Source organism: Candidatus Hydrogenedens sp., assembly GCA_035378955.1.
Classification (GTDB): Bacteria; Hydrogenedentota; Hydrogenedentia; order Hydrogenedentales; family Hydrogenedentaceae; genus Hydrogenedens.
The window spans coordinates 1-10,945 of record DAOSUS010000098.1; the positions used below are offsets into that span (position 1 = coordinate 1).

Consider the following 10,945-nt stretch of genomic DNA (forward strand, 5'->3'; position numbering starts at 1 on the left):
TTCCCTACCAGTAATGGTTCTCTACAAACAACCTATTCTGGTGGAGATATAACCGGGGATATATTTATAACGAAACTCAACCCTACTGCTAACAATCTTTTATTTTCTACATTTTTAGGAGGCTCTGCAGATGATAGTGCTACATCTATAAAAATTGACGAACAAAGAAATATTTATATAACAGGAATTACTTCTTCATCGGATTTTCCTATAACTACAAATGCGTTTCAAACATCTAACGCTGGTGGAAGAGATGCTTTTATAACAAAAATTAATTCTGATGCAACTGAATTAATTTATAGTTCTTATATAGGAGGCAGTGCTGATGAAAGCATCATGGACTTTGCATTTTTACCTGACAATAGCCTTGTCTTAACGGGCTGGACACAATCAACGAACTTTCCTGTAATAGGAATATCATCACTGAATTCCACATTTAGCGGTGGTGGATTGGATGGTTTTTTATTTAAATTTAATTCATCATTTCAACCTATATGGAGTGGATTTATTGGGACAAGCGGTATAGATATTTGCAAAACAATAAAAATCTTTGGTGAGGATATTATTTTAGGAGGATACACATCTTCAACGAGATTTCCAACAATTCAAGGTTCATTTCAGGTTTCTTACGGGGGCGGAAATTATGATTCTTTTATCATGAAACTTTCAGGCAATAATGCATCCATAATATCTTCCACCTATCTTGGAGGAAGCCTCATTGACCTATGTCAGGCTTTAACATGTGATACTTATGGGAATGTATATATTACAGGGGAAACTTCTTCAAACAATTTTCCTGTTACAATTTCATCATTTCAGGTTGGATATGGTGGAGGAGAAAGGGATGTTTTTATTGCAAAAATGGCTCCTAATTTAGACCAGATAATTTTCAGTACTTATTTAGGAGGAAGTAAAACAGAAGCAGGGCTTGGAATTGGATTGGATGCGGTTTCACGAGTATATGTTGTTGGTTATACATATTCAGGAGATTTTCCTGTAATACCGGGAACATTACAACCGTCTTATGGCGGTAATCAGGATACCTTTTTTGCATGCTTAAATCCGAATGGAAATACCTTGAAATATAGTACTTTCTACGGAGGAAAAGGAGAGGAAAAAGCACGGTCTGTTTATATTTCCAATTCCAATGTAATGTATATGGTGGGAGAAACTGCATCCAATCTATTACCTATAACATCAGGAACTTTTCAGACCAGTTTTGGAGGAGGAACCCTTGATGGTTTCCTCGCCTGTATTGATGTATCATCTCCTACCAATGAAGGGGAAGGGCAAACCGAAGGAACTATAGAAGGCACTTCCGAAGGTTCAATCGAAGGAGAAGGATTAAGGGTATGGTTGATAGCACCTGTGGAACGGACTATAAATGAAGGAGGAACAACCACTTTTATTATTGGTGTATCGGGTTATCTGGGAACAGTAAATTATCAATGGCAGTTTAAGAGTATTGTAGGTGAAGAATATATACCTATTCTAAACAGTAATAGTCCGATGTTAACATTACGAAATATTCAATTTACTTCCTCAGGTTTTTATCGTTGTAGGGTGAGTGATTCTTTAGGCACAGTATTTTCTTCTTCCTTTAAGTTAATGGTTCTACAAACATCAGAAGGTGCAACGGAAGGGATATCAGAAGGAAATTTAGAAGGGGTTGGAGAAGGTATTCAAGAAGGAATTACTGAAGGAATGGAAGAAGGTTCGGTAGAAGGAATAGCCGAAGGACAAATGGAAGGTATTGTAGAAGGTTCAATGGAAGGAGGTATTTCCGAAGGTGAAGGGACAACAGAAGAAGGATTGATAGAAGGAGAAGGGGCTTTTTATCCTTGCGGTTTTGAGGTAAATGGAGCAGAAACCCATAGTCTCTTAAAAGACAAGGCTCAAAATTTGTATTATATCTATGTCCCTAATGAAGGGACATTGAACGACCTTATTGTTAATATTTCTCTAACTCATGATAATTTACAGCAAATACTAATACAAATTGTTTCCCCCCGTGGGACAGAAGTCTTCTTGCTTATTTACCCTACACAAGGTGGAACTGCATTACTAAATACAAGTTTTGATGATAATGCAGAAGTAAGTATTACGGACGGAGTTAGTCCTTTTACAGGGAATTATAAGCCCATTGGGTACTTGGGAGTTTTACGGGGAGAAAGTTTGCAAGGCACATGGATGTTACGGATAGTAGATTCTGAAACAGGTGGCAGAGGTTATCTGGAATCATGGAAATTATTGTTTAATACATACGCCTGTCCAGAAGAAGGAAATATAGAAGAAGGTGAGGTTGTAACATATCATTCTGCAGATACAGACAAAAATTATTCCTTTTCTCTTGTTGAAGTATTGCGGGTAATACAAATTTTTAATTTTGGCAGTTATCACTGTGATATTAATGGTGAAGATGGTTATGGATTAGGTATAGGTGAACAAAATTGTAATCGTCATAGTTCTGATTATTCAGAACCTTATTGGTCTATTACTTTCCATGAACTATTACGATTAATCCAGTTATTCAATATAGGTGGTTATTCTCCTTGTCAGGATACGGAAGATGGTTTTTGCCCTATTCAATAGTATTTATGCTACTTCTGAAAAGCCTATTTCTAATAAATTGGTAGCAATACGAAAACGCTCAGATGACTTTTCCGCTCCTAAAACCACCGCTATAACTCTGGATTTGTTTCTTCGGGCTGTTGCAACAATACAATGTCCCGCCAATTTTGTATATCCTGTTTTTAAGCCATCACATCCTACATACATGGAAAGCAAATCGTTTGTATTATTTCTTTCTATATTCTCTTCTTGAATAACAAATTTTTTCTTGGATGTCCACGAGAGTAAAACAGGCAATCTACAACATTCTATAGCAAGTGTAGCAAGGTCTTTTGCAGTTGTTCTATCTAAATCTCTCCCACTTTTTATGGGATATCCATTTACAGTAAAGTATTTTGTATTTTTCATTCCTAACTTCTTTGCCATAGAATTCATATCTTCTATACATTCGCTTTCTGAACCCCACAAATATTCCGCTACTGTCACCGCAGATGTATTTGATGAAATAATGGCGATGGCATCCATTAAGTATCCCAATGTATATCTTTTGTCCGTTGCGAATACCATATCCAAATTATTCTGTGGAAAGATTGTTCTTTTGGGAATAACTTCATCTCCCAATTTTATTTCTTTACTATTTATCTTTAGTGCAACTAAATACATAAGCATTAATTTAACTAAACTTGCCGGGGGAGAGATAACATCTGCATTATCTTCAAATATTATTTTCTTACTGTTTGCATTAACACATATTTTTTTAATGATTTTATCATGTTTTATTGGAGGCGAATATTTTGTCTTTCTTTTCGCTGTAGCCGCAAACAAAAAGGATTGAAAAACAAAACTCCTACGACTGATGGTATTATTTTCTTCCTGCATTTATCTGTCTCTTTAATTCAATACTACTTTAATCTCTTTTTGGATATCTAAGATATTTATTAAATCTTCAAAAAGGAAAGGTTTCTTTATTATATCAACATCCGTGCCCATTCCTTCTATTAAACCCTTAGATTGATTATTTGAAATTAAGAATATTTTTTTATGACCCTCTCCTAATTTTTTTAACTTTTCTATCTCTTCTTCTTTCATATAATCAAAATCAATTACAAGATTTGCAGATGAAAATCTCAATATAGAAGAAACAACATTTTCGAAACTATCTGTAGTTAAACAAGGAATTCGATAATAATTCATCATTAGGTTTAAAAATTCTCTCAAGGTACTTTCCGGTTCATAAATGACAACTACTTTTTCCTTTTCTTTTTCCTTCCTATCACTGTCAATTATCTTTTTAACCTGTTCGCCTTGTTTTATTTTTTGAATTATTTTTAATAGGTAATTTACAGAAAAAGGTTTTTTAACAAAGAGGATATTCTCCGAATAATTTTTCTGATAGGACTTTGATATATTGATACTTTCATCAATAATCAACAATATGAAAGTATTATCTAATAATGGATGTTCCTCTATAATATTTAGTAATGAAACAATATTATCGAACTCCTTTTCATAGGTATTTATTAGAATTACTTCAGGTAATGCTTCATTCACAAATCGAATTGATTCGTATATGTTTTTTACCCATAGAATATCCTCTTCGCTTCTCCCAAATATTCTCTGGAAAATATCAAATAATACTGACTCATTATCAACGATTAGAATTTTTTCTATGTTGTCTTTTTGTATAATGTTTTCTTTTTTTCCATCGTAAAATACGCAGTCGGGCAGAATTATTGTAAATTTACTGCCTTCCCCAAGGACACTTTCAACAGAAATCTTTCCATTATGGGTCTCAACAATACCTTTTGCAATAGACAATCCGATACCTGTTCCTTCATATTTTCTTGTAGGCGAACTATCTACCTGAAAAAACTTCTCAAATATTTTTTCTTTATATTCTGGGGGAATTCCAATTCCTGTATCTGAAACGGATAATTCAAATGCTCCTTCGTTATTTATAGATATACTAATTTCTATCCTTCCCTCTGTATTCGTAAACTTAACTGCATTATTAAGTAAGATACCTAATACCTGACTGATTTTCTCTTTGTCTGCCCAAATATATATATCCTCATTATCGTATTTTTCTATAAGATTTATTTGCTTGGCAATAATCTTAGGGTTATTAAAAGATACATTTTCCTTAATAAGTTCTTTTACAGAAAAAAGTTTTTTCTTTATTTGTAGCCCTTTTATTTCTATTCTGCTGAATTCTATCATCTCGTTTACCATTCGTAACAATCTTTCTACATTTCTTTGCATAACTTCTATAGCATTTTTTTGTTGCTCTGTTATGGGACCTAAAGTATTTTGTAAGAACATTTCTATATACCCTTTTATTGTGCTTATAGGGGTTCTCAACTCATGACTTACATTGGATAAAAAAGCATCTTTATTTTTTCCATACTGTTTTAATTCTTCATTTAGTTTTTCCAATTGTATTGTTCTCTCTTCCAATTCATTTTGCATTTTCTTCTGAAGGGTCAAGTCAGAAACTACCAGAGAATATCGCACCTCTTCTATGTTTTCATTCGGTATAACAGAGACAGAAACAAGGGTAGGCACTTCTTTTTCGTCCGATGTGATAAATGCAATTTCTCTTCGTTTTTCTATATCCACCATTTCTAACAGGGGAATCAACCTTATTACCTCAGCACTTTCTAAAAACTCATAAATATAATGTTCTAAAACTTGTTCCATCTGTCTATTTATCATCTTACAAAAGCATTCATTAACCATTACAATTTTATGATGGATGTCTAACAACAGGAATCCTTCATTCATAGTCATAATTAATTTTTTTAAGTTTTCTTCAGACTCACGCAATTTTCTTGTCTGTTCATCAACTCTCATTTTTAATTCATCTGCATATTTCTGGACTTTGGCAGATAACACTTTAAGTTCGGTAATATCTTTTACTGTTGCAAGAGTTGCTTGATGTTTTCCTTTTTTGTCAAATATGGGCGTTCCATGAATCCAGAAATATTTTTTTTGGTTATTTACTTCTAATTCGACCTCATATTCTCCACTGATTCCATAACTTCGTGTTAACCAGTTTTCCTCTATAGCACTTATATTATAACGACGCACCATATCCGCGATGCTGAAGCCAATTATTTCTTGTCTTGTAATAGATATGAACCTACAGAATTGCTCATTTACATCAACAACTATGCCATCCGGATTGCTCAATACATAACCTTCTGAAATATGGTCGGCAAGGGTCTTAAATCGCTCTGCTAATTCGTCAATATTTTCTTCACGACGGATAAGAATAATTACAAATGATAATATCCCTAAAAGAAAGCTGCCTAATCCTATAAGTTCTGACAATCGGCGAATCTCATCAGGTAAATTATCGTACCAATATAGATTCAATGATGTTTTTGAAATTATCCATATACCTGAAGTAAATAGTAATACAATTCCACCCACAAGAACGGACTTCTCTCCTGTCGAAAATCGATATTTATTTAACATAGTAATGGTTATAAAAGAGGGTAATGCAATAGAAAGTGAAGCGGTAATAAATCTTGTATTAGGTGTATTCATTATTTCCTGGGAAATAAACAATCCCCCGAAACCAAAGATAAAAGGTATAAATAAAGAAACAATTTTTTCATGAGATTTACTTAACTTTAAAAATTCCTTCATTTTGTATCCTTTTCTAACTTTATCTTATTTTTGATAATATCCTTCACCAACTTATCACATCGCTCATTTTGGGGGTGTTGACTATGCCCTTTTATCCATTCCCAAGTAACCTCATGCTTTTCAACTAATTCTGCCAGTTCATTCCATAAATCAATATTTTTGACTGTTCCAGAACTTGTTTTCCATCCTTTTTCCACCCAAGATTTTAGCCATTCCGACATTCCCTTTTTTAAATATTCTGAATCAGTATAAATAACAACTTTACAACGCTTTTTAAGTGCTTTTAATCCTTCAATAGCCGCCTTTAATTCCATGCGATTGTTTGTTGTATTTTCATCATATCCCGTTAATATTTTCTCCTTATCGCCGTAAATTAATATTACTGCCCATGCCCCTCTTCCTGGATTGGGAATACATCCTCCATCGGTAAATATTTCCACATAAGGAATACCTGTTTTATTTTCGACTTCATTCACATTAGTTTCCCTCTATTTCTTCTATCCACTTATCATTCCGATATTTCTTTGCCAATTCTTTTACTGTCATACCTTCTTTATTCTTTTCTTCCATCGGAATTCCAACCGTTTTTAAGTACTTACCTATATTTACTGTTCCAAATATAGCCGAAGTATGTAAGGGAGAATCTCCAAAGTTATCTTTTATCCTGGCATTTGCACCATGTGTTATTAACCATCGGGCAGGCCCTTTTAAATCCCACATAGCACATACATGCAAAGGGGTCATCCCTGTTATATCCTTCTCATTAAGTTCTGCTCCATATCTATACAATAGTTCTAATACATCCTTACTTCCGCTACATACTGCATAATGTAAAATTGTTTTGCCCAAATAATCTTTACTATTAATAATTGCTGGATTTTTCAACAACTGTTTTTCTAAATTAACCGCATCCCCTTTTGCAGCGAGGTCAAAACATGATGGGCTACAACCTGATATAATTAAAGGTAATAAATATAAATAAATCTTCATTTTTCTATACAAATTCAGCACCATTTTATATACTGCAAACCTCTACTTGTATATTATAATAGTATTATAAATAATCACTCATAATAAGGAATAATCCATGTCCAAAAGGCACCCAGCAGTAAGTGGACAATTTTATCCAAGCAATCCATCAACACTATTAGCCCAGGTTAGTATTTATATAGAACAATCTGGTGTCTCTCCATCTTCAGGGCGTGTATTATCAATTATTGCTCCTCATGCGGGTTATATGTATTCAGGACCGACCGCAGGTTTTGCATTTGCAAGAATTCGAGGGCAAAAAATAAACCGCGTTATTTTAATAGGTAGGTCTCATCGTTATACCTTTAATGGACTGGCTATTTGTGAATACGAATCTTTTCTAACTCCTGTAGGTGAATTTCCTGTTGATGAAGCATTTAATTATACTCTGATGCAAAAACTACCCTTTTGCACAAATAGTTCCCATATTTATGAACATTGTATTGAGGTCATGTTACCTTTTTTATATGGAAGTATTGGCACAGTTCCCATTGTCCCTATTTTGCTTGGTAAAGAACCTTCGCAAAAACATTTTGAATACGGGAAAACACTGGCCTCACTATCTGGTGATGGTGATTTACTGATTGCATCTACAGACTTGTCTCACTACTTACCGGAAAAAGAGGCAAACCAGATAGATACAAATACAATTCATGCTATTTTAGATAAGGATGTAGAAAAGATTATTCGTGGGATAGAATCCGGGACATGTTCTATGTGTGGCGCCTCTGCTGTTGTTTTTGCAATGGGATTTGCTTCTTATTTTGGTAATTATGATGTTCACTTATTAAATTACACAACCAGCGGGAAAACCTCTGGTGATTATAGTTCTGTTGTTGGTTATGCATCTATGAGTTTTGAACTAAAAGAAACAAACATGTAAAATAAAATAGCTATCGCATACAAGGCAACGCATCTTAAAAACAGGATTTTTCAAATGGCGGGTATTCGCATTCAAGATATTTGTTCTATTTTAGAAGAATGGGCTCCAAAGGAATTAGCCTTTCCTGAAGATTCGGTAGGATTGGTATTAGGGTCAACAGATTGGGATACCAACAATGCTATTGTCTGTCTAACAATTACAGACCAAATTGTTAAAGATGCTATACAAAAGAAAGTAAAACTGATTATTTCTCACCATCCTTTAATTTTCCAGCCACTACGGAAAATAGTTCATACAAACCCACATCAAAAAAGGATAGCTCAGTTAATAACAAATGAGATTGCATGTTATACATGTCATACAAACTTGGATGTTGCAGAAAAAGGGGTAAATTACATACTGGCTAAGAAATTAGACCTTTCGAATATTTCCGGATTGCTTCCTATTGAACATATAAGGCTATACAAATTAGTAACATTTGTTCCCAAAAATCATCTTGAAAAAGTTAGAAATGCAGTATGTGGTTGTGGTGCAGGTATTATTGGAGAATATGCGTATTGTTCCTTCAGTACATCCGGGATAGGCACTTTTCTACCTTCCGACAAGGCAAAGCCTTTTCTTGGTAAAATTGGGAAAATAAACGAAGAAAAAGAGGAACGGTTTGAGGTGATTGTTCCCTCCGAAATTTTGGGTAATGTTATTGAAGCCTTATTAGATGCCCATCCTTATGAAGAGGTCGCTTATGATGTCTATCCTTTACAAAATAAGAGCCGTAAAATTTCATTGGGTGCAAAAGGAGTATTAGATAAATCTATCTCACTTGAAGAATTTTCTAATATTGTAAAAGAAAAATTAAATCTTTCTTCTATAAAAATAGTTGGAAACCTCAATAAAAAAGTAAAAAATATTGCAGTGCTTGGAGGTAGTGGTGGTGGAGAAATAATAAATATTCCCGATAATATAGATGTTTTAGTGACAGGTGATGTCAAATATCATCAGGCTTTAGAAGCAGAAGAGCGAGGATTAGCCGTTATTGATGCGGGACACTTTGGTACTGAGTATCCTATTGTAGAAGGAATTGCTAATTATCTCACCCAAAAACTTCCTTTACTTGAAATAATTATACCTGCAGAAAAAGAACCTTTTCTGTATAAATAAAAAGAGAGGATTAAGGATGCGAATATTGTATTTAACTTCTGAACTGGCTCCTTTAATATCAACCGGTGGTTTAGCAGAAGTAGCTTATGCTTTACCCAAATCCCTTAAAAAAAATGGTATAGATATTCGCATAGGATTACCCAAATACAAGCATTTAAAAATGCCTGAAAATTGTACCCCCTTATTACCCTGTTTATATGATGGTTCAACAAATACATATCAGTCCATGCTCTGGGAAACCCTTGTTCCCCAAACAGATATTCCTTTATATTTGATTGAGCATGAGGAACTTTTCGGTAGGGATTATGTTTATGGTTCGGGAGATTGGGAATACTCGGACAATCCTCGCAGGTTCTCTTTCTTCTGTAAAGCCTTACTCGATTCTATGGAACGAATTCAGTGGAAACCCGATATTATTCACTGTAATGACTGGGCGACTTCTGCTATTTTGCCCTTTCTCTTAATTCAACTTGAACATAATCTTTTCTGGCATAACACCAACACTTTACTTACAATCCATAATCTTGCCTTTCAGGGCCGATATCCGGGTTCTCGTTATTCTTCCACAGGTTTACCTATTGAATTCTTTAATTCTAATTGCTTTGAATATCATGGCGATATGAATTTACTTAAAGGTGGAATTCTTCTTGCGGATAAGATAAATACGGTAAGCCCAACTTATGCAATTGAGATACAAACATTAGAATACGGTTTTGGTTTGGATAATGTATTACGATTTCGCTCTGATGACCTGTCAGGTATTCTTAATGGGGTTGATTACTCAATATGGAGTCCCCAAAATGATAGACATATCGAAATCAATTATAATTGTGATTCCATTTTAAACAAATATATATGTAAAACTTATTTACAGAAAAAAGTTGGTTTACCTGAACAAGACATTCCCTTGATAGGGATTACCAGTCGCCTTTACTGGCAGAAAGGTATTGATATACTTATCCAATCTTTACCCGAATTGTTTCAACTTGATATTCAAATGGTTATCCTTGGAACAGGAGACCCTAAATATGAAACACAACTCAAAGAAATTGCATCATGCTATCCCCAAAAAATAAGAGCTATCATCGGTTATGATACTGAATTATCCCATCAAATTATAGCAGGGAGTGATTTTATACTTATGCCTTCTCGTTATGAACCCTGCGGATTAACCCAATTATATGCATTCGCATATGGAACTATACCCATTGTTCGTAGGGTAGGTGGTTTAGCGGATTCTGTTACGAACATAACTCCTGAAAATATTCGAAAAAATTGTGCAACCGGAATAACTTTCAGACCTCTGACACCCAAAAGTATTATAAGAAGTATAAAAAATGCAATTGATTTGTTCCATAATAAAGACATTTTTAATGTGATAAGAATTAATGGAATGAAACAAGATTTTTCCTGGGATAAACAAGCAAAATTATATATAAAATTGTATGAAAGCCTCTTCTAATAAAAATTGTCTTGATACTCCTTTAATCATACAAACCTCTTCTCCTGAACAAACAGAAGAGTTTGGTCATATTTTCGGGCAATGTTTAAAACCTAATGCAAAAGTAGCACTTATCGGGGATTTAGCGACAGGTAAAACATGTTTTGTTAAAGGGATAGTAAAAGAATTGTGTGGCGATTGTTGGGTTC

The 10,945-nt window shown here is 34.1% G+C and carries 9 protein-coding genes; 5 read left to right on the forward strand and 4 right to left on the reverse strand.

Features of this window, described 5'->3' with window-relative positions; all coding sequences use genetic code 11:
• On the forward strand, positions 1-2,592 hold a 2,592-nt coding region (locus PLA12_13400; GenBank protein HOQ33489.1), incomplete at its 5' end, for an SBBP repeat-containing protein.
• A gap of 3 nt (positions 2,593-2,595) precedes the next feature.
• Here the strand turns inward: PLA12_13400 and PLA12_13405 are convergent.
• The 4 genes from PLA12_13405 to PLA12_13420 are packed head-to-tail and all read right to left on the reverse strand — an operon-like array spanning position 2,596 to position 7,227.
• Positions 2,596-3,450 (reverse strand): serine hydrolase, encoded by an 855-nt coding sequence (locus PLA12_13405; protein HOQ33490.1) that lies wholly within the window; start codon positions 3,448-3,450, stop codon positions 2,596-2,598.
• Between the two features lie 12 nt (positions 3,451-3,462).
• Positions 3,463-6,225, reverse strand: a complete 2,763-nt coding sequence (locus PLA12_13410; GenBank protein ID HOQ33491.1) for an ATP-binding protein — start codon at positions 6,223-6,225, stop codon at positions 3,463-3,465.
• On the reverse strand, positions 6,222-6,701 hold the full coding sequence (rnhA, locus tag PLA12_13415) for a ribonuclease HI (protein ID HOQ33492.1): 480 nt from the start codon (positions 6,699-6,701) through the stop codon (positions 6,222-6,224). Before rnhA ends, PLA12_13410 begins: the two co-directional genes overlap by 4 nt.
• A 1-nt stretch (position 6,702) precedes the next feature.
• Positions 6,703-7,227: an ankyrin repeat domain-containing protein gene (locus tag PLA12_13420; protein ID HOQ33493.1), complete on the reverse strand. Its 525-nt coding sequence runs from the start codon at positions 7,225-7,227 to the stop codon at positions 6,703-6,705.
• A gap of 85 nt (positions 7,228-7,312) precedes the next feature.
• Here PLA12_13420 and amrB point away from each other — a divergent pair, with 85 nt between their 5' ends.
• The 4 genes from amrB to PLA12_13440 all read left to right on the forward strand — a co-directional run.
• Positions 7,313-8,137 carry an AmmeMemoRadiSam system protein B gene (gene amrB / locus PLA12_13425; GenBank protein HOQ33494.1) on the forward strand — a complete coding sequence of 275 codons (825 nt, stop codon included), beginning with the start codon at positions 7,313-7,315 and terminating at the stop codon, positions 8,135-8,137.
• A gap of 54 nt (positions 8,138-8,191) precedes the next feature.
• Entirely contained in the window at positions 8,192-9,295 is a 1,104-nt protein-coding gene (locus PLA12_13430; GenBank protein ID HOQ33495.1) for a Nif3-like dinuclear metal center hexameric protein, read from the forward strand.
• 16 nt (positions 9,296-9,311) lie between these two features.
• The gene (glgA, locus tag PLA12_13435) at positions 9,312-10,757 is read left to right on the forward strand and encodes a glycogen synthase GlgA (protein HOQ33496.1); all 1,446 of its coding nucleotides are present in this window, start codon (positions 9,312-9,314) and stop codon (positions 10,755-10,757) included.
• Positions 10,741-10,945 (forward strand): tRNA (adenosine(37)-N6)-threonylcarbamoyltransferase complex ATPase subunit type 1 TsaE (locus PLA12_13440; protein HOQ33497.1); only part of this gene is annotated, 205 nt, incomplete at its 3' end. The genes glgA and PLA12_13440, both read left to right, overlap by 17 nt.